This is a genomic window from Kluyvera sp., assembly GCF_047971185.1.
In the GTDB taxonomy this organism is placed as follows: domain Bacteria; phylum Pseudomonadota; class Gammaproteobacteria; order Enterobacterales; family Enterobacteriaceae; genus Kluyvera.
This window is the reverse complement of the sequence record NZ_JBKDZH010000058.1, coordinates 88,695-111,890: the sequence shown is the minus strand read 5'-3', so window position 1 is coordinate 111,890 and position 23,196 is coordinate 88,695. Positions and strand designations below refer to the sequence as shown.

Here is a 23,196-nt window from a genome sequence, read left to right as displayed (position 1 = left end):
GGGGCTCCCCGCCCCACCACCCGCGCCGCCGGGATCGAGCACAACACCTAACCCAGCACCGCCGTCCCCAGCCGGCAGGTGCAGCAGCGCCGCCCCTGTTCGTCAAACACCACGATTTCCCAGCTCTGACTCTGCCGCCCCAGATGCAGCGGCTGGCATACCGCGCGCACCTGCCCCTGCGACACCGGACGATGGTGGGAGGCGTTCAGTTCGGTACCCACCACGCACTGTCCCTCGCGGGTCATCAGAAAACCGGCCATCGAGCCTAAGGTCTCCGCCAGCGCCGCCGACGCGCCGCCGTGCAGCAGGCCAAACGGCTGATGGGTGCGGCTGTCCACCGGCATCACCGCTTCCAGGCTATCGTCGCCGATATGGGTATAGACAATCCCGAGGTGCGCCACCATCGTGTTATGGCTGGTGGCGTTGAGTTCTTCGAGGGTTAAATGCCGTTTCCAGATCATCTTATGCCCCCAGCGTCGAGCCGCCGTCCACCACGATATCCTGCAGCGTGATATGGCTGGCGCAGTCGGAAGCGAGGAACAGAATCGTGTTGGCAATCTCCTGCGGACGGGCGATTTTACCCAGCGGAATGCCGAGCTTAAACTGCTCGCCAAAGCCGCGAATACGCTGCTGTTCTGCATCATCGCTCACCCACAGCGTGCGCTGCATATCGGTATCCGTTGAACCCGGCGAAACGATATTACAGCGCACCCCAGCGCTCGCCAGCTCTAACCCCACGGTTAACGCCAGGCTTTTCAGCGCCGCCTTCGAGGCACCGTAGGCGCTCATCCCAATACGCGGCGTATGCGCGGCATCCGAGGCCACGGTGACGATCGCTCCGCCCTGCTGTCGGCGAAACTGCGCCATCGTATTCTGGAAAAGGTTAAACGCGCCGCCGACGTTAACCGCAAAGGTCTGCTGCCAGTCGGCCTGGCTTAGGGCATCGGTGGCCCCCATACGCAGGATCCCCGCCGCATTCACCAGCACGTCCAGACGCTCGGTGCCTGCCAGCAGGCGCTCACAGGCCTGAGCGACCTGCTGAGCATCGGCCACGTCCAGCACCTCGGTCGCAAACGGATAGTCCGCGCCGTCGAAGGCTAAATCGAAGCCGGTCACCTGCGCGCCCGCCTCAACGAACGCCAGCGCGGTGGCGTAACCAATGCCTTTACCGGCCCCGGTGACCCACACGGTCTGGCCACGAAAATCGAACCCGGCCATTATTTCACCTCGCGGGATAACAGCGCCCACCAGGCGTCAATGCTTGGATTTTTCGCCAGCATCACGAAGTCGATATCGCCGTGCACTTTCCGCCAGCGGGCTGCCAGCGCCATCATGCGCACCGAATCCAGACCGTAATCAATCAGGTTATCGTCGTCGAACGGCTCGTCGGATTCATCGAGCAGCGGCAGCACCAGCGTGCGCAGCGCCTCTTTGCTGGCCGGAACAGACGGCAGCAGTTCATCGGTCATCACCACGCGGCCGCTGCGTCCAGCAACGTACTTCAGCGACATCAGGTGCTCATCGCGGCTGAAGTCCGCCAGCGCGTCGGCCACGAAGAACGGTTTGATATCGCGCATAAAGGCGTCGGTCGCGGTGGTCATGCAGCCGATGTGCGCATACACCCCGGTGATGATCAGCTGGTTACGCCCGGTCTCTTTGAGCATCTGCTCCAGCGGCGAGCGGTGAAAAGCGCTGTAGCGCCACTTCACCAGCACGGTGTCCTGCTCGTCCGGCGCCAGCGCGGCAATCACCCGCTGCTGTTCCGGCGAGCGGGTCAGCCCCGGCCCCCACATGTCGTTCAGCAGCGCGCGGTCTTCATCGCTCTGCTCTTTCGGCTGCGCGGTGTAATAGACCGGAATAGCGTTTTTCTTGCAGAAGTCGCGCAGCGCGGCGATGTTGGCCACCACCGTGTCCATCATCTCGCTGTCTTCGCCCCAGAAGTTGAGGAAATACTCCTGCATATCGTGAATCAGCAGCGCCGCGCGCGCCGGTTCAAACGCCCAGTTCACCTTGTTTTCCGGGATATCCAGCGCGGTGGGCAGCGCGTAGCCCTGCAGTTTTGGAATTGCCATATTGTTCTCTCCTTCAGGCCAGCGAGCGGCTTGCCAGCCACTGACGTAATTGTTTTTTATCCACTTTACCGACGTGGGTCAGCGGCAGTTCATCCACGCACTCCACGCGATCCGGCAGCTTAAATTCGGCAACGCCCTGTTCGCGCAGAAAACGGCGGACCTGCACCGCGCGCAGCGGCGCTTTTACCACCAGATACGCGCAGCTCTTCTCGCCCAGCAGGGTATCTTCCATGCTGACCAGCGCCGCGTGGACCACCGCCTCATGACGCAACAGCAGGTTTTCAATCTCTTCGGCGGCAATCTTCTCGCCGCCGCGGTTAATCTGATCTTTTTCCCGGCCCTGCACGGTAATGTAGCCGTCCTCATCAATCGAGATCAGGTCGCCGGAACAGTAGAAGCCGTTGGCATCAAACGCGCTGGCATTATGCTGTGGGCTTTTGTAGTAGCCGCGGAAAGTGTACGGGCCGCGCGTCATCAGCCGCCCCACTTCACCGCGCGGCAGCGGGTTGCCGTCTTCATCCGCGACCCACACTTCATCGTCCGGGCACATCGGGTAGCCCTGGGTGTTGAGGATTTTCTCCAGCGTATCGTCCAGACGGGTGTAGTTCACCAGCCCTTCCGCCATGCCGAACACCTGCTGAAGCTGGCAGCCAATTTCCGCCGGAATACGCGCCGCCAGCGTGGCGGAGAGGCGCGCGCCCCCCACCTGCAGCAGCGTCAGCGAACGCAGCTGAGCGTTACCCTCTCCTTCGGCAATGGCCTGCAGCCACAGGCTCACCGCCGGGGGCACCAGCGCCGCAACGTTAACCTGATGTTTTTCGATCAGCGGGAAGCACAGCGTCGCGCTGGGGTCTGCCGCCAGCACCACCGTACCCTCGGCGAGGAAAACGCCGAGCGCCCCCGGCGAACTCATGGCGTAGTTGTGCGCCGAGGGAATCGCGCACAGGTAGCGCGTCTGCGCGTCGAAGCGGCAAATCTCATTACTGCAGCGAATGCTGTAGTAATAATCGTTATGGGTGCGCGGAATAAGCTTGGGCGTGCCGGTACTGCCGCCAGAAAGCTGAAAAAAGGCGACTTCATCGGCGGCGGTTGGCGTCGGCGTAAAGCCCACGGCCGGTTGCGCCAGAGCCGCTTCCAGCGACTGCTCCCCTTCACCGTGACGCAGCAGCGTCACGCGCAGGGAACGATGCTGCTCCGCGAAGGCGTTAAGGAACGTATCGTCCGCAAACAGCGCGTGTCCGCGATCGGCAATCAGCACCGCCGGCGCAATCTGCTCGGCGTAAGCGTTCAATTCACTGCGCTGATGGCTGAACAGCGCGTTGACCGGCGCAACGCCAATCTTCAACAGCGCGAACAGGGCGATATAAAACTCGGCGATATTGCCCAACTGCACCAGCGCCGTTTCACCCCGCTGCAACCCTCTGCTTTGCAGCGTCGCGGCCAGGTTGTCGATAGCCTGGTTAAGCGCGCGGTAGCTTATCTGGCGTTCGCCGTCGATAACCGCAATCGCGTCACTTTCGGCGTGACGCGTCACCATGTCGGTGAGCAGCAGATCCTGCCAGTAGCCTTTTTCGCGATAGCGCGCTGCGAGCGCGTCCGGCCAGCGGGTAAATTCTACGGTCATGATGATTCCTTAATGCAGGCCGAATACGTTCAGCATGGTGGAAAGTTTGACGCCGGTTTCGCGCCATTCGGACTCCGGCGAGGAGGCCGGTACGATGCCCGCCCCGGCAAACAGGCGCACGCGGTTAGCCTGCACGCGCGCGCAGCGGATCGTCACCACCCACTCGCCGTTCCCCTCCGCGTCGCACCAGCCAACGATGCCGCCGAACAGATCGCGCTCGAACGGCTCCAGCTCGGTAATCACCTGCTTCGCCGCCTGATGCGGGAAACCGCTCAGCGCCGGCGTCGGGTGCAGCAGGCAGGCCAGCGTCAGGGCGTTTTCCGCCGCCTTCGCCTGCCCTTCGATCGGCGTCGCCAGATGCCACAGGGTTGGCGTGGTGATCAGCTGCGGCGTTTGCGGCAACGTCAGCTGGAGGCTGCGCGGTGCCAGGGTGCGCTTCATCGACTGGGTCACCAGCTCATGTTCATGGCGGTCTTTTTCCGAGGCCAGCAGACGGTTCCCCGCCTCGCGGTCCAGCACGTCATCCGGCTGACGACGCGCGGAGCCCGCCAGCGGCAGCGAGCTGAAGCGATCGCCCTCTTTACGCAGCAGCAGCTCCGGGCTGGCCCCCAGCAGCACGCCGCCGTCGGGCAGCGGTACGTGGAAGTTGAAGCTCGCCGGGTTCTGCGCCACCAGGCGCTCCAGCAGCGCGCCGCTATCCAGCGGCTGTTCAGCGTCGATATCAATCAGTCGTGAAAGCACCACTTTGTCGACCTGCGGCGTCGCCGTCAGCGCCGCGGCGCGGGCAACCATATCGAGGAAGACAGGATGTTCAGGGATTTCCTGGCGCGAAATCACGCCCATCGGCTCACGGGAGGCGTGATAGCGTGAGGATTGTTGCTTTGCGGTGCGTGAGAAAGCGTCACAGCGCTCCGGGATAAACAGCGCGGACGGCTGACGGGTATCAAACGGAATCGCCCCCACCATCACCGGGTTGGCGATGCCTGCCGCTTTTGCCGCGGCGAACGCCGAGGCGAGGCCTTGCTGAAAGGCGCTATCGGGCGCATCGCCCCCTTCCGCCGGGCAGGTGAAGCGCTGGAAGCAGCCCGAGGTCGTAAAACTACGGTACGGCGACATAAAGAAAAAGCGGTCAGCCGCGAGCGTGGCCTGACGCTGCTGCTGTTGTTCATCCGCAGCCAGTGACGTTTCCATATCATCCTCCAAAAACGATAAAGATATTACGAATAATTATCATTTATATTTTGGTTCGGTAACCTAAAAGTAAACGCCTCGTATGTCAACAGCTCGAAGCAGCATCTTGTGCTTAATAGCCGCCGCGCGGCCCCGATCATTCACTTTCGGCGGTTTAAGGTCGGGCTTGCATCCATGGCGGTCAATAGTTGAAAATGAGAAGCATTAACCAACTACCATCAGGATGCTTCTCTGTGAACTTCTCCGCTTTATGGCGCACCGCCGCGCTGATCGCTGGCTTCAGCGTTTTAGGACTATCCTCAGCCCAGGCCGCCGACTGGCCGCGCCAGATTACCGACAGCCACGGCGTGCACACGCTGGAACAAAAACCGATGCGCATCGTGTCCACCAGCGTCACGCTGACCGGCTCGCTGCTGGCGATCGACGCGCCGGTGATTGCCAGCGGCGCCACCACGCCGAATAACCGCGTCGCGGATGCCCAGGGCTTCCTGCGCCAGTGGGGCGACGTCGCTAAAGCGCGGAAAGTCACTCGTCTTTATATCGGTGAACCGAGTGCGGAAGCCGTGGCTGCGCAGATGCCGGACCTGATTCTGATTAGCGCCACCGGCGGCGACTCGGCGCTGGCGCTGTACGAGCAGCTCTCTACCATCGCCCCCACGCTGGTCATTAACTACGACGATAAAAGCTGGCAGGCGCTGCTGACCCAGCTTGGTGGCATTACCGGCCAGGAGCAGCAGGCAGCCGCGCGCATTGCCGAATTCGATAAGCAGCTGGCCACGGTGAAACAGCAAATCAAACTGCCGCCGCAGCCGGTCAGCGCGCTGGTGTACACCGCCGCGGCCCACAGCGCTAACCTGTGGACCAGCGAATCGGCGCAGGGCCAGTTCCTGCAACAGCTCGGCTTTACCCTCGCCACGCTGCCGCCGGGCCTGCATGCCAGCCAGAGTCAGGGCAAGCGCCACGACATCATTCAGCTGGGTGGTGAAAGCCTGGCTACCGGCCTGAACGGCGAAAGCCTGTTCCTGTTCGCCGGCGATGAGAAAGACGCCGACGCGGTCTACGCCAACCCGCTGCTGGCGCACCTGCCGGCGGTTAAAAATAAGCGCGTGTACGCGCTGGGCAGCGAGACCTTCCGCCTCGATTACTACAGCGCCACGCGGGTGTTAGCGCGCCTGTCGGCGTTATTTTCATAAGCACCGAGCCCTTCCCGGCGGCGCTTCGCCTGGCCGGGCTACAGGGTGTGCCGGTCCAGGCCACCGGATGTAGCCCGGACGAGGCGTTTACGCCGACTCCGGGGCTTCACGGCGAAAACGCCGCAGCTCACCGAGCACCAGCAGCAAAATCACGCCAACGATCGCCAGCCCCCAGCCGCTGACGCTTGCCGACGCCACCGGCGTCAGCATGGCCCCCAGCCCGCCGAGCAGCGCCGCGCCAATGGCGTCGCCGGTAACGTTCTGCGCCGTCCACAGCCCGTTAATACGCCCCAGCATCGCCTCTGGCGTCTGGGTCTGAATCAGGGTGTATTGCAGCAGCGAGCTAATCGCGCTCAGCCAGCCAAACAGCGCCAGACAGACAATCCCCAGCGCCCAGTACGGCATCATGGCGAACAGACCAATCGCGACAAACGCGCCGACGGTCGCCAGCAGCATGATCCAGCCGGGACGCTCGTTGTGCGCCAGCCTGCCGCTGGTCAGGGCCCCGAAGGCCGCCCCCAGCGGAATGGCGGCGTACAGCAGGCCAATCTGCGCCGCCGACATCTGCCAGCCCTGCGCCAGCGCCGGGTAAAGCACGCGCACCGCGCTGGCCATGGTCATCAGCCCGCCCAACAGCGCGATGCCGCCAATCAGCGGACTACCGAGCAGGAAGCGGAATCCGGCCGCCAGCGACGATAGCGGATGCTCGCGCGGCTGCGGCGGCGGCGGTAGCTGCGGCAGGCGCAGCAGCGTCAGCGTGGTGATAAAGGTGCCGAGCGCCGCCAGCAGGTAGTTCCACGACACGCCGCCGGAGGCCAGCAGCAGCCCGCCAACCATCGGTGAAATCACCGAGCCCAGGCGCACCGTCAGCATGGTAATCGCCCCGGCCTGCATCAGGTTTTCGCGCCCTACCAGCGCAGGCGTCGCCGCCAGCAGCGCCGTCACGCCAAGCGAGGCAAAGAAACCGTCCCATAGCCCCAGCAGATAGATCGCCAGCAGCGACGGCTCCGGCAGCAGCGCATTCAGCCACAGGCCGATAAATCCGATGCCGCAGGTACCGCGCGCCAGCAGAATCAGCTTGCGGCGCTCATAGCGGTCAGCCAGCACGCCGCCCACCATCAGCCCGACAAACATCGCCCCGCCGGTAAGCGTGACCGACAGCCCCACCTGCCAGGTGGAGTGGGTCATCATCTGGATTTGCACCGGCACCGCGACCCCAAGCAGGCCGAGCGACAGAATGGAGATAAAGCGGGCAATAAAGACGGCGCGGAAGGCCGGATGCGTTTTTAACAGGCTCAGATTCAGCAGCCAGGATTGTCGATTCATTACAAAACCTTGAGAGTTTTTTTCGTACCCTTTCCGAGGGCGCTCATGCTAACATAAACGAATAAGATAGATAACGATAATCACTATCATTATCACATCAGGGATGTTGCTATGTCGTTTTCCACCGCCGCGCTGCGCGCCGTTGCGCTGCCCGGTTTACTCTTGCTGCTCTTCCTTGCCGCCACGCTGAGTTTATTGATCGGCGCGACGCCGCTGCCGGTTTCCGTCGTCGTCGATGCGCTAAGCGGCACCTGCCACAGCGCCGACTGCACCATCGTGCTTGATGCCCGACTGCCGCGCACCCTCGCGGGCCTGCTGGCGGGCGGCGCGCTGGGCCTCGCCGGAGCGCTGATGCAAACCCTCACCCGCAATCCTCTGGCCGACCCGGGCATTCTCGGCGTTAACGCCGGTGCCAGCTTCGCCATCGTGCTGGGCGCGGCGCTGCTGGGCATCACCTCACCGCAGGAACAGCTGGCGATGGCCTTTTGCGGGGCGCTGGTGGCATCGCTTATCGTGGCGTTTACCGGCAGCCAGGGCGGCGGCCAGCTCAGCCCGGTGCGCTTGACGCTGGCGGGCGTCGCACTGGCCGCCGTGCTCGAAGGGTTCTCCAGCGGCATCGCGCTGCTCAATCAGGACGTTTACGATCAGCTGCGCTTCTGGCAGGCCGGTTCGCTGGATATTCGCACGCTGCAAACCCTGAAAACGGTGCTGATCCCGGTGCTGATTGCCGGGACGATTGCGCTGATGATGAGCCGCTCGCTCAACAGCCTGAGCCTGGGCACCGACACCGCCACCGCGCTCGGCAGCAAAGTGGCGCGCACGCAAATTCTGGGGCTGCTGGTGATTACCATCCTGTGCGCCAGCGCGACCTCGGTGGTCGGCCCTATCGCTTTTATCGGCCTGATGATGCCGCACATTGCCCGCTGGCTGGTGGGATCGGATCACCGCTGGTCGCTGCCGGTCACCCTGCTCGCCACCCCCTCGCTGCTGCTGTTCGCCGATATTGTCGGCCGCCTGCTGGTCCCCGGCGAACTGCGCGTATCGGTGGTCAGCGCCTTTATCGGCGCGCCGGTACTGATATTCCTCGTGCGCCGTAAATCGTCAGGAGGTGGCCGATGAACGCCCCTTCCCGTCGGCTGGTCGCCAGCTGCCTGCTGCTAATCATCGGCTGCCTGCTGTTAACGCTGCTGAGCCTGCGCAGCGGCGCGGTGACGCTGGAATTCTCCCAGGTCTTCAGCGCGCTGTTCGGCGACGCCCCGCGCGCTATCACCATGGTGGTTACCGAATGGCGTCTGCCGCGCGTGCTGATGGCGCTGCTGATCGGCGCTTCGCTGGGCGTCAGCGGGGCGATTTTCCAGTCGCTGATGCGCAACCCGCTGGGCAGCCCGGACGTGATGGGCTTTAACACCGGCGCCTGGAGCGGCGTGCTGGTGGCGCTGGTCTTCTTCGGCCAGAACCTGACCACCATCACCCTCGCGGCGATGGCGGGCGGCATCGCCACCTCGCTGCTGGTATGGGCGCTGGCGTGGCGCGACGGCATCGAAACCTTCCGCCTGATTATTATCGGCATCGGCATCCGCGCGATGCTGATGGCCTTCAACACCTGGCTGCTGCTGCGCGCCTCGCTGGAAACCGCCGTCTCGGCCGGGCTGTGGTTCGCCGGGTCGCTCAACGGCATGACGTGGGGCAAAATCTGGCCCGCCGCACCGCTGATGATCGTCGCGCTGGCCTGTTCGGCGCTGCTGGTACGCCGTTTACGCCTGCTGGAAATGGGCGATGACAGCGCCTGCGCGCTGGGCGTCCGCGTCGAATATTCTCGCCTGCTGCTGATGCTGGTCGCGGTGGTGCTCACCGCTGCCGCCACCGCGCTGGCCGGGCCGATTTCGTTTATCGCGCTGGTGGCGCCGCACATCGCCCGCCGCCTGAGCGGCACCGTTCGCTGGGGGCTAACCCAGGCCGCGCTGTGCGGCGCGCTGCTGCTCGTCGCCGCCGATTTCTGCGCACAACAACTGTTTTTGCCTTACCAGCTTCAGGTGGGCGTGGTGACCGTCAGTCTTGGCGGTATCTATCTCATCGTGCTGCTTATTCAGGAGTCTCGTAAAAAATGACCGACACCGTCGCCCGCCTGCGCGGCGAGGCGCTCACCCTCGCCTACGGTAAAAAGACCATCGCCGAGTCGCTGGACGTCACCATTCCTGACGGTCATTTCACCGCCATTATCGGCCCTAACGGCTGCGGTAAATCGACGCTGCTGCGTACGCTCAGCCGCCTGATGACGCCGGTTCACGGGCACGTCTATCTGGATGGCGAAGAGATCCAGCGTTACGCCAGCAAAGAGGTGGCCCGCCGCATCGGCCTGCTGGCGCAGAACGCCACCACGCCGAGCGATATTTCGGTACAGGAGCTGGTGGCGCGCGGGCGCTACCCGCATCAGCCGCTGTTCACCCGCTGGCGGCAGGAAGATGAGGACGCGGTGCAGCGCGCGATGCAGGCGACCGGCATCGTCAATCTGGCGCATCAGAGCGTGGACACCCTCTCCGGCGGTCAGCGTCAGCGCGCATGGATTGCGATGGTGCTGGCGCAGGACACCGCCATTATGCTGCTCGACGAGCCAACGACCTGGCTGGATATCAGCCATCAGATCGATCTGCTGGAGCTGTTAAGCGAACTGAACCGCGAACGCGGCTACACGCTCGCCGCCGTGCTGCACGATTTAAACCAGGCGTGTCGCTACGCCACGCACCTGATTGCGCTGCGCGAGGGGAAAATTGTCGCAGAGGGCGCGCCGCAAGATATTGTGACGCCGGAATTGATTGAAGCGGTGTACGGGCTGCGCTGCATGATCATTGACGATCCGGTGGCCCATACGCCGCTGGTGGTGCCGCTGGGGCGGCGGTAGCGCTTACTCCCTCTCCCTTCCAGGGAGAGGGCCGGGGTGAGGGTACATCGCGCACATTTCCCCTCACCCTAACCCTCTCCCCAAAGGGGCGAGGGGATCAAACCGAACGCGCTTTCCGGACAGAGAAAAACCGAATCCCTACCCCAATATCTCCCGAATCACCGGCCCTATCGTCTCAAACGCCGACGGCGTGATGATATCCACGTGCGCGCAGTCCTGGCTGTAAACCTCCAGTTCCCCCACCCATGGCCCCCACGCCGTCTGCGGATCCGCCTGACGGGTTTTCTCGGCGACAAACAGCGTCGCTTTACCGTCGAATTTCGCGCTGTGCGCGGTGGTCAGCAGGCGTACCGCATCGGCATAGTTACCTTCAATGGCGCTGAACAGCGCGCTGGAACCCTGCCCCTGCTGCGCGGCGAGAAATGCTTCGCGTTCGCGGTTAATCTCCGCTAATACCGCCGGATCGAGGCCGTTGGCCTCTTTTTCCGCCCAGTTTTGCGTCTCCGGCGGCCAGGTATCGAGCAGGCCGAGGAAGGCGACCGTTTCACCGCGCTGACGTAAACGCGCGGCAATACCCTGCGCCAGCGTACCGCCGAGCGAATAGCCCAGCAGGTAGTATGGCCCGTGCGGCTGCTCGGCCAGCAGCGTCGCCAGATGGTGCTCGCACACCTCGTCCAGCGTCTGTGCCGTTTGCATCGGCCCGTCGGGTCGCGGCGACTGAATACCGGTAATCGACCAGCGCGGCGACAGGTAGCGCGACAGCACGCTGAACTGCCAGGCAAAACCCGAGGCTGGGTGGAAGCAGTACAGCGTCGGGCCATCGCCGGTGCGCAGCGGCAACAGCGGCTCATAGCCCAGACGCTGCGCCTGTGCCTCATCGTCGTTATCGAGCAGCGTGCTCAGCTTGCCCACCGTTGAGGAAACCATCACCTGCCCCGGCGTCACCTGCCGCCCGGTACGCTGGCTGAGCATTGCCGCCAGGCGCATCGCCAGCAGCGAATGCCCACCGAGGGCAAAGAAGTCGGCGTCGATATCCTGAATCTCGCAGCCCAGCAGCTGGCTGAAGGCCTCTGCTACCTGCGTCTCCGTTGGCGACTGCGGCGCGCGTCCGGCGGTTTTCTGCGTCAGCGACGGCAGCGGCAGCGCCTTGCGGTCGAGCTTGCCGTTGGCGCTCAGCGGCAGCGCGCTGAGCGATAATATCACCACCGGCACCATGTGCGGCGGCAGGCGTTCGCGCAGCTGCGCCAGTAGCGCATCGCTATCCAGCGGTAAACCGGTGTCCGACACCACGTAGCCCACCAGCTGCCGCGCATCGCCGCCGGTGGCGGCGGCCTGGTTAATCACGCAGGCGTGAGTGACCGCTTGCTCGACGCCCGGTAGCGTCTGCATCACCCGGTCGATTTCCCCCAGCTCAATGCGCTGGCCGCGAATTTTCAGCTGATCGTCGCTGCGGCCTAAATACTCCACCGCGCCGTTATCAAGCCAGCGCGCCACGTCGCCGGTGCGATACATCCGCTCGCCGGGGGCGAACGGGTCGGCGATAAAGCGGCTGGCGGTCAGGTCCGGGCGCCCCAGGTAGCCCTGCGCCAGCTGAATGCCGGTAAGATACAGATCGCCCGCGACGCCGAACGGCACCGGGCGCATCATCGCATCAAGGATCCGCAGCCCGGTATTCCACACCGGGAAACCAATCGGCACGCTGTTGCCGGTCACCGCCGCCAGCGCTTCGCCGTAAGCGGGATACCAGCTGACGTCGACGGCGGCCTCCGTGGGCCCGTAAAGGTTATGCAGCGGCACCTGAGTGAGCGCTTCCCATTCCCGGCTTAGCGCGGTCGGTAGCGCTTCGCCGCTGCAAAAAACCCGCTGCAGCGAAGCGCAGCTGGCCGCCGTTTCCGCCGTCAGCGAGGCGACAAACGCCGCCAGCATCGACGGCACGAAGTGGATGGTGGTCACGCCGTATTGCGCAAAGAAGCGCTGCATCGCCAGCGGGTCACGGTGGGCTTCCGGCTCGGCCATAACCAGCCTCGCCCCGGCGATAAACGGCCACCAGAACTCCCAGACCGACACGTCAAAGCTGCACGGCGTTTTCTGCGCCACTACGTCATCAGCGGTAAGCGGATAGTGATCCTGCATCCACATCAGACGGTTAACGATGGCCTCGTGGCCGACCATCACCCCTTTCGGGCGACCGGTCGAACCGGAGGTAAAGATGATATAGGCGGTTTGCTGCGGCTGCGTCAGCCCCAGCGGGCGCTCGTCCCCCGTCGTTGCCAGCGGCGCGTTCAGGCACAGGCTGGCGATATTCGGGAAGCGGTGCAGCTGATCGTCAGCGGTAATCAGCAGCGATGGCCGCGCGTCTTCCAGCATCATCTGCAGACGGTCGTCCGGATAGCCGGTGTCCAGCGGCAGCCAGGCGGCCCCCGCCTCCACGATAGCGTGCAGCGCCAGCGTCAGGAACACTGAACGCGGCAGCGCCACCGCCACGCTGTCGCCGGGCTGAACGCCGCGCTGGCGCAGCACGTTGGCGAGCGCCACCACCTGCTGGCGCATCTCACGGTAGGTGAAGCGGTAGTGCGCGTCCTCCAGCGCCACGGCGTCCGGCGTTTTGTCCGCCTGAGCGGCCACCAGTGAACTCAGCGTTTCACGCGGCAGCGTTTTACCGGTGGCGTTAATCTGCACCAGGCGGTGATATTCCTCGCTGGAAAGTAGTTCAGCATCGGCACAGGTCAGGGCCGGATTATCGGCGAACTGCTGTAATAACGCAGTCAATCTGGCGATATGTTGCTGCAACGTCGGTTTATCGTAACGCTGTTGATTGGCGAGCACTTCTAGCGTCAGGCCGCCCTCTTCATCCGGGAACAGCGCCAGTTCCAGATCGTTTACCGGGCCGGTGGCCAGCGTGTGGGTTATCGCACTAACGTCATCGAATGCGAGGCGATAATCGAACATTTTGACGTTAAATACCGGGCCAAACAGCGCTTCGTCCCCGGCGGCTTTCCCCGCGTCGCGGACAATCTGCTCGGCATCGTAGCGCTGATGACGGCGCATTTTTTTCAGCTGCGCGGCAAGGCGCGTCGCCAGCTCGGCCAGCGTCTCCTGCCCATTAAGGGTGACCGCCAGCGGCAGCACGTTCAGCACCGGGCCGGTGGCGGTCAGCGCCGCGGAACCCAGCCGGCGCATAAAGATAAATCCGGCGGCGTATTCGCTGCGCCCGCACAGACGCCCCAGCCACAGCGCGGTTAGCGCCAGTGCCAGATCGGCGGGCTGGCACTGCGGTATCACGGCGGTCAGGCGGCTAAAGGCGCGGCGATCGGCGGTGAGCGTTAAGCGCCAGATGTCGCTGCTCTGCGCACGCCCCGGCAGCGGCGTCGGCGAGAGTGAGGCCGGCGACGGCAGCGCTTTTCGCTGCTCGGCCCAGAAGGCTTTATCGCGCCCATACGCCTCGCTTTCACGATAACGCTGATACTCTTCCACCACTTCCGCAAACGGCGTAAACGCAGGCTCCGGCGTGGCGTCACCGCACCGCCAGGCCTGATAAATAAGGCTTATCTGGCGGGTAATCGCCGGGAAGCTAAAGCCGTCAACCAGCAGATGGTGATAGCGCTGATACCAGAACCAGCGGTTGTCGCCCACCCGATAAAGACGGTGGCAGAACAGCGGGTTGCCGCTGTCGACGCGGCTGTTTTGCGCCAGATCGGCCTGCATCCGCGCCAGCGCCTCCTGCTGGGGATCGGCGACGTCGCGTAAGTCCTCAATCGGCGGTTCGGCGATAATCAGACTGTCGTCGACCCACTGCCAGACCTCGCCATTATCGTCACTGAAGCGCATGCGCAGCGTGTCGGCCTGCATCATGCCGGTCGCGATGGCCCGCGCCAGCAGGCTGCCATCGATGTTCCCTTTTAATTCAACGTAGTGCGCCACGCTCCAGGCGTTCGGCAGCGTGGAGAGCGCCTCCGCCATCCAGATACCCGGCTGGGCGGCAATCAGCGGTAAACGCGGGCTCATGGGCGGCCTCCGGCGGTGGCGAAATGGTCGGGCTTCAGCGTGTTCCAGTTAGCGCTCAGCCAGGCATTGCAGGCCTCGAGCGGCTGCGGCAGGCACACCACCGTCCAGCCCGCGGGCAGCGTACACTGCTGGGGCCAGAGGCTGAACTGGCGCTGCGGATTTTGCAGAAGGTAAAACTGCCCTTGCGCCACGTCGAAGGGGTTACTGACTTGCATACCAAACTCCTGTCGTTAATCGCGCTCGCTGCCCCACAGGGTCATCAGACCGGCGGTCAAGCCGCCGCGCCAGCAAAGCGCATCATGTCCGCCGTCAACCTGACGCCAGAAAATCGGCAGCTGTGTGTGCTGTAGTTGGGTAAAAAGCGCCTGATTGGCGCGAAAAATGATCGGCTCTCGCGTACCGGCTTCGAGCACGATGCGCAGCCCGTGCGGCTGAAGTTCGCCGCGCTGGAGTTGTTCGATGATGACGCCGGTCTGCCGCCCGCCGCGGTGCGGCCACCAGTAGGAACCGGACTGGCTCAGCACACAGCCAAAACGCGCTGGCCAGAGCAGCCCCGCGTACAGCGAGGAGAGGCCGCCGAAGCTTTGTCCGGCGACTACGGTACGATCGGCGCGGTCGCTGAACGGCGCTATCGCCTGCACCTGCGGCAGCAGCTCGTGCTGCACCGCCAGCCAGAAATCCGGGTTACACGGCAGTTCAGCACTGCGGTGAGCGTTGTCGATGGCATCAATCAGCACGTACACCGCCGGTGGGAGTTTGCCCTCTGCGGTTAACGCCGTCAGCGCAGGCCATACCGGCATGCTTTCCGCCCAGAACTGGCCATCAAGCAGCACCGCCAGCGGGCGCTGGCCGTCGCAGGCCTCGCCGGGGGTAAAAATCCATACTCGCCGCTGGTTACCGAGGCGCGCGCTGCGCCAGGTGATGCACTGCGGCGCATTCCAGCGTTCGGCGGGCGTTGACCAGCCGGGCTGTTCCGGCGCCTGCGGCATTTCCAGCGCCGATACCGCATGGCCGCGCCCGCCCTTCCAGCTCTGTGGATTGCGCGGATCGGCTATCACCTGCGGCAGCAGCTTGCGCCAGCCCTCGCGCAGCAGCATGCGGTCCGGTTCGCTCGCGGTGAAAATCTCCGGGGAAAAATCATCCTCGCGCACGGACGGCACGAAGCAGTAGCTGCCGCGCCAGGTCGGCGGCAGCGTGGTTGTCCAGCACCACGCATCGGTGTGGGCAATCCGTTGCAGCGTTTGCGGCGCCGAGTTGTGGTGGTGATCGGTCACGCCGGTAATGTAAATCCACACCCGCCGAATCGGCGAAGTGACTTCACTTCCTGCCGGGTCGCGCCACCAGAAAGTCACCTGATAGCGATCGTTAACGCGTTGATATTGTGGTCCTTTTATCGTTGACCACCAGGCATCACTTCCTGTCGCTAACTTCTCCACTACGTTAACCCCATGTTTATTGTGGAATTTGTTGTTACATATGAAAATTTATTGATAATATTATTGATAACTATTTGCATTTGCAATAGCGTATTGGCGCGCAACTTTCACATGCTTTAGGCATATAACCATGCCGAGTCTCTCCCTTTGGGATGGAGCTGTACGAGACCTCGGCGACGAAAAGCAGGACACACAATGAATAATAAAATCAAATCCCTGGCCCTCCTGGTCAATTTGGGTATCTATGGCATGGCCGCTCCGGCCTTCGCCGCCGACACGGACAGCAGCAAGACCGACGTGAATGGCGAAACCATGGTCGTCACCGCCGCCGAGCAGAACCTGCAGGCGCCGGGCGTTTCGACCATCACCGCCGATGAAATCCGCAAGCGCCCACCGGCGCGCGACGTCTCCGAAATTATCCGCACCATGCCGGGTGTGAACCTGACCGGTAACTCCACCAGCGGCCAGCGCGGCAATAACCGCCAGATCGACATTCGCGGCATGGGTCCGGAAAACACCCTGATTCTGGTCGACGGTAAGCCGGTGACCAGCCGTAACTCCATCCGTCTGGGCTGGCGCGGCGAGCGTGATACCCGTGGTGATACCAGCTGGGTACCGCCGGAAATGATTGAGCGCATTGAAGTGATTCGCGGCCCGGCGGCGGCACGCTATGGTAACGGCGCGGCGGGCGGCGTGGTGAACATCATCACCAAAAAAAGCGAGAAAGAATGGCACGGCTCGTGGAACGCCTACATGAACGCGCCGGAGCATAAAGACGAAGGCTCCACCAAGCGCACCGATTTCAGCCTGACCGGCCCGCTGGGCGATGCGTTCAGCTTCCGCCTGTACGGTAACCTCGACAAAACGCAGGCCGACGCCTGGGATATTAACCAGGGCCATCAGTCCGAGCGTACCGACATTTATCAGGATACCCTGCCCGCCGGTCGCGAAGGCGTCGAGAACAAAAACATCAACGGCCTCGTGCGCTGGGACTTCGCGCCAATGCAGTCGCTGGAGTTTGAAGCGGGCTACAGCCGCCAGGGTAACCTGTACGCCGGCGATACCCAGAACACCAATACCAACGATCTGGTGAAAGAGAACTACGGTAAAGAAACCAACCGTCTGTATCGCAACACCTATTCCGTTACCTGGAACGGCGGTTGGGATAACGGGATTACCACCAGCAACTGGGCGCAGTACGAGCACACCCGCAACTCCCGTAAGGGCGAAGGTCTGGCGGGCGGCACCGAAGGGATCTTCAACAGTAACCTGTTCTCCGATACCGACCTGTCGGACGTGATGCTGCACAGCGAAATCAACCTGCCGTTTGATTATCTGGTCAATCAGAACCTGACGCTCGGTACCGAATGGAACCAGCAGCGGATGAAGGATAAGGCCTCCAACACCCAGACCTTCATGGGCGGCGATATCCCAGGCTACAGCAGCACCGACCGCAGCCCTTATTCGCAGGCGGAAATCTTCTCGCTGTTTGCTGAAAACAACATGGAGTTGACCGACACCACCATGCTGACGCCGGCGCTGCGTTTCGATCATCACAGCGTCGTTGGCGACAACTGGAGCCCATCGTTAAACCTGTCGCAGGGCCTGTGGGATGACTTCACGCTGAAGATGGGTATCGCCCGTGCTTATAAAGCGCCAAGCCTGTATCAAACCAACCCGAACTACATTCTGTACAGTAAAGGCCAGGGCTGCTACGCCAGCAAATCCGGCTGCTATCTGCAGGGTAACGACGACCTGAAGGCCGAGACCAGCATCAACAAAGAGATTGGTCTGGAGTTCAAGCGCGACGGCTGGCTGGCCGGTGCGACCTGGTTCCGCAACGATTACCGCAACAAGATTGAAGCCGGTTATTCTCCGGTCTACACCAACAGCAACGGTACCGATCTCTACAAATGGGAAAACGTACCCAAAGCGGTGGTAGAAGGCCTGGAAGGGACGTTGAACGTGCCGGTGAGCGAGACGGTGAACTGGACCAACAACATCACCTACATGCTGCAAAGCAAAAACAAAACCACCGGCGATCGTCTGTCGATTATCCCGGAGTACACGCTGAACTCTACGCTGAGCTGGCAGATTCAGGAAGACGTCTCCGTTCAGTCGACCTTTACCTGGTATGGCAAGCAGCAGCCGAAGAAGTATAACTACAAAGGTCAGCCGGTCACCGGCAGTGAAACCAACGAAGTCAGCCCGTACAGCATCGTTGGCCTGAGCGCGACCTGGGATGTGACCAAGTACGTTAGCCTGACCGGCGGCGTGGACAACATCTTCGATAAACGTCACTGGCGCGCGGGTAACGCCCAGACCACCGGCACCACCACCGGTTATATGTACGGCGCAGGCGCTGAGACCTATAACGAATCCGGTCGTACCTGGTACATGGGCATCAACACCCACTTCTGATAAAATGTGCCCCTCTCCCACCCGGGAGAGGGTTCTTCAGGAGCCCTATGCGCACCCATCACAGCACCCTTCACGCGATCCAGCGTATTGATTTTGAACCCGACACCTTTACCCCCGGCGATCTGCTGTGGCTGCCTCACCATCAACGGCTGGCCCACGCGGGGAAAAAACGCCAGACCGAGCACCTCGCCGGACGTATTGCCGCCGTTCACGCGCTGCGCGGGTTTGGCGAAACAGCGGTGCCGGGAATCGGCGAGAATCGCCAGCCAATTTGGCCCGACGGCCTTTATGGCAGCATCAGCCACTGCGGTAACACGGCCATCGCTATCGTCGCCCGTACCCCGGTCGGCATTGATATTGAAGCGGTTTTTTCGCCCCGGCTCGCCGAAGCGCTGGCGCACGAGATTGCCAACGAAGAGGAACGTGCCGTACTGCGCCACAGCGCGCTGCCGTTCCCGCTGGCGCTCACGCTGGCCTTCTCGGCCAAAGAGAGCGCCTTTAAGGCCTACTCTGCGCAGACCAACGGCCTGCCCGGATTTCACAGCGCCCAGGTGGTGTCGCTCGATGCCAGCACGCTACGCCTGCGTTTTACCGCTCGCTTTGCTCCCGCCCTTGCAAATAGCGTGATTTCCATCAATGGGTTAATCAACGGCCCGCACGTCATCACCTGCACTCTCCCGCTCAACGAAGCGTGATCCTTTTCTCCTTTTAAGAAATTAACTGCGTAAAACGTAGACAGTTCTACAACTCAGCCTTATCGTTAACATGAATAATAAATCATTATTGAATATATATTCAATGTGGAGAAAACGATGAAAGCTAACTTTGTGAAGTCTGCCCTACTCGCCTCAACGATCGCCGTCTCCGGTTCGCTGTTTGCCGCCGATAACGGGCTGATCGCCATTATTACTCCCTCCCACGACAACCCGTTCTTTAAAGCCGAAGCCGACGGGGCGGCGGCGAAAGCCAAAGAGCTGGGCTATACCACGCTGATTGCCTCGCATGATGATGATGTGAATAAGCAGAACCAGCTTATCGAAACCGCCATTGCCCGTAAGGCCAAGGCGATTATCCTCGATAACGCCGGGGCCGATGCCACCGTCGGGCCGCTGGAGAAAGCCAAAGCGGCGGGCGTGCCGGCGTTTCTGATCGATCGTGAAATCAATAAAACCGGCGTTGCCGTGGCGCAAATTGTCTCCAACAACTATCAGGGCGCGCAGCTTGGCGCAGAGAAGTTCGCCAAACTGCTTAACGGCAAAGGCAAGTACGTCGAGCTGCTGGGCCGTCAGTCGGATACCAACGCTAGCGTCCGCTCGCAGGGCTACCACGACGTGCTGGACGATTACAGCGACATGAAAATGGTGGCGCAGCAAACCGCCAACTGGAGCCAGACCGAAGCCTTCACCCGCATGGAAGCCATCCTGCAAACCAACCCGGATATCGTCGGCGTGATCTCCGGTAACGACACCATGGCGCTGGGCGCGGAAGCGGCGCTGAAGGCGGCCGGTAAAAAAGACGTGATTGTGGTCGGCTTCGACGGTAGTGACTACACCCGCGACTCCATCATCAATAAGGGCAATATTAAAGCCACTGTCCTGCAACCCGGCTGGAAGCAGGCGCAGATGGCCGTCGAGCAGGCGGACTATTACCTGAAAAACGGCAAAGCGCAGAAAGAGGAGAAGCAGCTGATGGACTGCATCCTGATTGACGACGCTAACGCCCGCAAACTCAACATGTTCAACCTCAGCGAGTAACCGGAGACGTTATGCCCTTAAAACAATGGGGTGCCGTAGCCGCGTGCTGCGCCGCCCTGTTGCTGACGGCCTGCACGGTGGTGGATCTGGACGAAAACGGCAAGCCTATTCTGCCTGCCGACCCGAATGCCAAAGCCAGTTTCGACAACCTGACGCCACAGCAGATCGCGCAACAAACCTGGAAATCTCGTGTCATGGATGCCGCTCACCAGCATGCGCTGGATGCCGGCGCGCTGGACACCCGTCGGCAGGCGGCCGGGAGTACGCCGGACAGCGTGTTTGTTCAATTGACCAGCGACGTGACCGCCGTCGACGTCAGCAACGAGCGCGAACAGAAGCTGACGGTCAGCCTGAACGGCCAGCCGCTGACCATTCAGGTCGGGCCGGTGATGCGCGGCAACGCCATTCGCGACGCCACCGGCTTTAAGTTTGAAGATTTCACCAACCAGGTCCAGTTCGCCCAGCTGTCGCGCGCCTATCACCGCGAAGCGATAAAACAGCTGCCGAAAATCGACGCCAGCTGGGTCGGCAAGCCGGTCGAGGTCCTGTTTGCCGTCACCTTAATTAACGGCAAAGCGCAGGATGCGGCGGCGCTGGAACTGAAACAGGAGACACAGTGATGAGCAACCCTTCTGCTGATGACATCATCCTGCGCGCCCGCGGTATTTCGATGCTTTTCCCCGGCACCATCGCGCTGGATAACGTGGATTACAACGTCTGGCGCGGCAAGGTCAATGTGATTATCGGTGAGAACGGCGCGGGCAAGTCGACGCTGATGAAAATTCTCGCCGGCGTGCAGCAGCCCAGCCGTGGCGAAATGGTGCTTAACGGTAAACCGGTCCATTTCTCCAGCACCCGTGAAGCCGCGGCGCACGGCATCGGCATGGTGCATCAGGAGCTGAACCTGTTTGAAAACCTGAACGTGGCGGAGAATATTTTTCTCGGCCGCGAGCTGCAAAACGGGGTTGCGCCGATTAACGAAGCCGAGCAGGAACGCCGCGCCGCCGAGCTGCTGCAACGTCTCGATCAGCCCATTTCCCCGCGCGAACTGGTGGGCAACCTGAAGGTCGGCCAGCAGCAGCTGGTAGAGATAGCCAAAGCGCTGGCGGAAAACGCCGATATCCTGATTCTCGACGAACCCACCTCCGCGCTGAGTAAAACCGAGGTGGAAATTCTGTTTCGCGTGATTCGCGAGCTGACCCGCCAGGGGGTGTCGATTATCTATATTTCCCACCGTCTGGAAGAGCTGATGGCGATTGGCGACATGATCACCATTCTGCGCGACGGCAGATTCCAGTCGGAGGCCCGGGTAGCCGATATCGACGTGCCGTGGATCGTGCGCGAAATGCTCGGCAGCGATCCGGTCAGCAACTTCCTTGAACCGGGGCGTATCTTCGGGCCGCCGCTGCTGGAAGCGGAGAATATCACCTGCGTCAACGCCGCCGGAAACACGGTGGTTAACGACGTGAGCTTTAAAGTTCACGCGGGGGAAATTGTCGGCATTTACGGGCTGATGGGCGCGGGCCGTACCGAGCTGTTTGAGTGCATGCTCGGCACGGAGCGCAACTACCTCGGCAAACTGTGGCTCGACAGCAAGCCGGTGCCGCAGCGCTTAACGCCCGCCGAACGCATCCGTATGGGGATGAGCCTGGTGCCGGAAGACCGTAAACGGACCGGTATTTTCCCCATCTCGTCAGTCGCCAATAACCTGACGATCGCCAGCCTCTGGCGGCGGCTGCGGCGCGGGCTGACCATCGCCAACGGAGAGGAAAACGCGGTGGTGGCCAGCACCATTGGCAACCTCTCGATTAAGGTGTCGTCGCCGGAGGTGGAAATTCAGGCGCTCAGCGGCGGCAACCAGCAAAAGGTGGTGATTGGCCGCTCGTTGTTAACCAACCCGAAGGTGCTGTTCCTCGATGAACCGACGCGCGGCATCGATATCGGGGCGAAGGCCGACGTGTTTCGCATGATGGTGCAGCTTTCGCAGCAGGGGATCGCCGTGGTCTTCTCCACGTCGGATTTAAAAGAAATTATGGCGGTTTCCGACCGTATCCTGGTGATGTCTGGCGGCAAGCTGACGGCAGACATCGCCCGTGAACGGGCTGAGGAATCGGCGCTGGTTTCAGCAAGTGCTCAGGGGTTTTAAGATGAAAACGACTCAATCTGTCGCGTTAACGCCGCGCGGCGGGGCTTCGCTGTCCCGTGAAAACATTCTGCTGCTTCTGCTGAAGCTGCGTACCTTTATCGCGCTGTTCCTGATCGTCGGCTTTTTCACCATTACCGTGCCGGGCTTTTTATCGGCGGGCAGCATGGTAATTATGATTAAACATATCGCCATCAACGCGTTCCTGGCGCTGGGCATTACGTTTGTGATCATCACCGCCGGTATCGACCTCTCCATCGGTGCCACCCTCGGGCTGTGCGGGATGATAGCCGGGTGGCTGATTACCAAAGGCATCGTGCTGCCGATGTTCGGCATCGCCATCTTCCCCAGCGTCTGGCTGATTGTGCCGATTGTGCTGGTGATTGGCGCGCTCATCGGCGCGGTGAACGGCTGGATTATCACCCGCTATAACGTCGCGCCGTTTATCTGCACCCTCGGCACCATGTACGTGCTACGCGGCGCGGCGATGCTGACCTCGGATGGGCAAACCTTCCCGGGTCTTTCCGGCAATCCACAGCTGGGTAATACCGGCTTTGACGAGATTGGCGCCGGTTCGCTGCTCGGTATTCCGTGGGCCATCTGGCTGATGATCGTGCTGGCGCTGGTCATCGCCTATATCGCCCGCCGCCTGCCCTTTGGCCGCCACGTGTACGCCATTGGCGATAACGAGCGCGCGGCGGAACTCTCCGGCGTGAAGGTCAAGCAGGTCAAAGTGCTGGTCTATACGCTTTCCGGCTTCTGCGCGGCCATCGCCGGGATTGTGGTCTCCGCCCAGCTGCTGGCAAGCCACCCGGCCAACGGCACCGCCTTTGAAATGAACGCCATTGCCGCCGTAGTACTCGGCGGCACCTCGCTCGCCGGCGGTCGCGGCACCATCCTCGGCACCCTTATCGGCGCGTTTGTGATCGGTTTTCTCGCCGACGGGCTGGTGATGATGGGCGTCAGCGAGTTCTGGCAGATGGTGATTAAAGGCATCGTGATTATCGTGGCGGTGATTATCGACCAGATGCAAAACCGCATGCAGCAGAAGGCGGCGGTGGTGGCGCAGAAGGCGGTGATGGAAAGTAAATAGCCATCGCAATTTCCCAAGCCCGGCGGAATTTGTCGGGCC

General features: G+C 62.0%; 19 protein-coding genes. 10 read left to right on the top strand and 9 right to left on the bottom strand.

Annotated elements, in window-relative coordinates; all coding sequences use genetic code 11:
• Window positions 1–47: 47 nt before the first annotated feature.
• Genes entH through entC form a run of 5 tightly spaced genes read right to left on the bottom strand, consistent with a single transcriptional unit; the run spans window position 48 to window position 4,887 of the window.
• A complete protein-coding gene (entH, locus tag ACK5JN_RS17175; RefSeq protein WP_416871272.1) occupies window positions 48–461 on the bottom strand; it encodes a proofreading thioesterase EntH in 414 nt (137 codons plus the stop codon).
• Window position 462: 1 nt separating this feature from the next.
• Window positions 463–1,218, bottom strand: coding sequence for a 2,3-dihydro-2,3-dihydroxybenzoate dehydrogenase EntA (entA, locus tag ACK5JN_RS17170; protein ID WP_416871271.1), 756 nt, complete (start codon window positions 1,216–1,218; stop codon window positions 463–465).
• Complete coding sequence (locus tag ACK5JN_RS17165) at window positions 1,218–2,072, bottom strand: isochorismatase family protein (protein ID WP_416871270.1); 855 nt, start codon at window positions 2,070–2,072, stop codon at window positions 1,218–1,220. Before ACK5JN_RS17165 ends, entA begins: the two co-directional genes overlap by 1 nt.
• Before the next feature lie 13 nt (window positions 2,073–2,085).
• On the bottom strand, window positions 2,086–3,696 hold the full coding sequence (gene entE, locus ACK5JN_RS17160) for a (2,3-dihydroxybenzoyl)adenylate synthase EntE (protein WP_416871269.1): 1,611 nt from the start codon (window positions 3,694–3,696) through the stop codon (window positions 2,086–2,088).
• Window positions 3,697–3,705: 9 nt separating this feature from the next.
• Window positions 3,706–4,887, bottom strand: coding sequence for an isochorismate synthase EntC (gene entC / locus ACK5JN_RS17155; protein WP_416871268.1), 1,182 nt, complete (start codon window positions 4,885–4,887; stop codon window positions 3,706–3,708).
• A gap of 233 nt (window positions 4,888–5,120) precedes the next feature.
• Here entC and fepB point away from each other — a divergent pair, with 233 nt between their 5' ends.
• Window positions 5,121–6,080, top strand: a complete 960-nt coding sequence (fepB, locus tag ACK5JN_RS17150; RefSeq protein ID WP_416871267.1) for a Fe2+-enterobactin ABC transporter substrate-binding protein — start codon at window positions 5,121–5,123, stop codon at window positions 6,078–6,080.
• Between the two features lie 87 nt (window positions 6,081–6,167).
• Here the strand turns inward: fepB and entS are convergent, their stop codons facing one another.
• Window positions 6,168–7,406, bottom strand: coding sequence for an enterobactin transporter EntS (gene entS / locus ACK5JN_RS17145; protein ID WP_416871266.1), 1,239 nt, complete (start codon window positions 7,404–7,406; stop codon window positions 6,168–6,170).
• A gap of 111 nt (window positions 7,407–7,517) precedes the next feature.
• On the opposite strand from entS, the gene fepD reads away from it, so the two are divergent.
• Genes fepD through fepC form a run of 3 tightly spaced genes read left to right on the top strand, consistent with a single transcriptional unit; the run spans window position 7,518 to window position 10,305 of the window.
• The gene (gene fepD / locus ACK5JN_RS17140) at window positions 7,518–8,525 is read left to right on the top strand and encodes a Fe(3+)-siderophore ABC transporter permease (RefSeq protein WP_416871265.1); all 1,008 of its coding nucleotides are present in this window, start codon (window positions 7,518–7,520) and stop codon (window positions 8,523–8,525) included.
• Window positions 8,522–9,514, top strand: a complete 993-nt coding sequence (gene fepG, locus ACK5JN_RS17135) for an iron-enterobactin ABC transporter permease (RefSeq protein ID WP_416871264.1) — start codon at window positions 8,522–8,524, stop codon at window positions 9,512–9,514. The genes fepD and fepG overlap by 4 nt, the downstream gene beginning before the upstream one ends.
• Window positions 9,511–10,305, top strand: coding sequence for an iron-enterobactin ABC transporter ATP-binding protein (gene fepC / locus ACK5JN_RS17130; RefSeq protein WP_416871263.1), 795 nt, complete (start codon window positions 9,511–9,513; stop codon window positions 10,303–10,305). Before fepG ends, fepC begins: the two co-directional genes overlap by 4 nt.
• A 138-nt stretch (window positions 10,306–10,443) precedes the next feature.
• Here the strand turns inward: fepC and entF are convergent, their stop codons facing one another.
• Genes entF through fes form a run of 3 tightly spaced genes read right to left on the bottom strand, consistent with a single transcriptional unit; the run spans window position 10,444 to window position 15,746 of the window.
• A complete protein-coding gene (gene entF, locus ACK5JN_RS17125) occupies window positions 10,444–14,310 on the bottom strand; it encodes an enterobactin non-ribosomal peptide synthetase EntF (protein WP_416871262.1) in 3,867 nt (1,288 codons plus the stop codon).
• On the bottom strand, window positions 14,307–14,525 hold the full coding sequence (locus tag ACK5JN_RS17120) for an MbtH family protein (RefSeq protein WP_416871261.1): 219 nt from the start codon (window positions 14,523–14,525) through the stop codon (window positions 14,307–14,309). Before ACK5JN_RS17120 ends, entF begins: the two co-directional genes overlap by 4 nt.
• A 15-nt stretch (window positions 14,526–14,540) precedes the next feature.
• Window positions 14,541–15,746, bottom strand: a complete 1,206-nt coding sequence (gene fes, locus ACK5JN_RS17115; RefSeq protein ID WP_416871260.1) for an enterochelin esterase — start codon at window positions 15,744–15,746, stop codon at window positions 14,541–14,543.
• A gap of 195 nt (window positions 15,747–15,941) precedes the next feature.
• Here fes and fepA point away from each other — a divergent pair, with 195 nt between their 5' ends.
• The 6 genes from fepA to ACK5JN_RS17085 all read left to right on the top strand — a co-directional run bounded on the left by fepA (window position 15,942) and on the right by ACK5JN_RS17085 (window position 23,157).
• Complete coding sequence (gene fepA, locus ACK5JN_RS17110) at window positions 15,942–18,167, top strand: siderophore enterobactin receptor FepA (protein WP_416871259.1); 2,226 nt, start codon at window positions 15,942–15,944, stop codon at window positions 18,165–18,167.
• A 47-nt stretch (window positions 18,168–18,214) separates the two neighbouring features.
• Complete coding sequence (gene entD, locus ACK5JN_RS17105) at window positions 18,215–18,862, top strand: enterobactin synthase subunit EntD (protein ID WP_416871258.1); 648 nt, start codon at window positions 18,215–18,217, stop codon at window positions 18,860–18,862.
• Between the two features lie 117 nt (window positions 18,863–18,979).
• The gene (locus tag ACK5JN_RS17100) at window positions 18,980–19,921 is read left to right on the top strand and encodes a D-ribose ABC transporter substrate-binding protein (protein WP_416871257.1); all 942 of its coding nucleotides are present in this window, start codon (window positions 18,980–18,982) and stop codon (window positions 19,919–19,921) included.
• Window positions 19,922–19,932: 11 nt separating this feature from the next.
• Window positions 19,933–20,541, top strand: coding sequence for a DUF2291 family protein (locus tag ACK5JN_RS17095; protein WP_416871256.1), 609 nt, complete (start codon window positions 19,933–19,935; stop codon window positions 20,539–20,541).
• Window positions 20,541–22,067: a sugar ABC transporter ATP-binding protein gene (locus tag ACK5JN_RS17090; RefSeq protein WP_416871255.1), complete on the top strand. Its 1,527-nt coding sequence runs from the start codon at window positions 20,541–20,543 to the stop codon at window positions 22,065–22,067. Before ACK5JN_RS17095 ends, ACK5JN_RS17090 begins: the two co-directional genes overlap by 1 nt.
• A gap of 1 nt (window position 22,068) precedes the next feature.
• A complete protein-coding gene (locus ACK5JN_RS17085) occupies window positions 22,069–23,157 on the top strand; it encodes an ABC transporter permease (RefSeq protein ID WP_416871254.1) in 1,089 nt (362 codons plus the stop codon).
• Window positions 23,158–23,196 lie beyond the last annotated feature (39 nt).